The following is a 254-nucleotide window of genomic DNA, read 5'->3' as shown; positions in this document are numbered from 1 at the left end:
ACTCTGGTGTAGGGGTGAAAGGCCCATCGAACTTGGCAACAGCTGGTTCCAACCGAAACATGTCGAAGCATGACCTCTGATGAGATAGTTCGTGAGGTAGAGCGACCGATTGGGAATCCGGACTCCGAGAGGAGTTCGCTTCCCTGTCAAACTCCGAACTTACGAACGTCGTAGACTCAGGGAGTCCGGTGTGCGGGGTAAGCTTGTGCACCGTGAGGGAGACAACCCAGAGCCAGGTTAAGGACCCAAAGTGT

Annotated in this window: 1 rRNA gene; it reads left to right on the top strand. The window is 54.7% G+C overall.

Annotation, left to right across the window (positions count from 1 at the left end):
• A 23S ribosomal RNA gene (locus C457_RS19475) occupies positions 1–254 on the top strand; the annotation flags it as partial.

Origin of the sequence: Haloferax prahovense DSM 18310, from assembly GCF_000336815.1 — an archaeon.
In the GTDB taxonomy this organism is placed as follows: Archaea; Halobacteriota; Halobacteria; order Halobacteriales; family Haloferacaceae; genus Haloferax; species Haloferax prahovense.
Note: the sequence above shows the minus strand (reverse complement) of the source record. Positions and strands in the feature narration are given on the sequence as shown.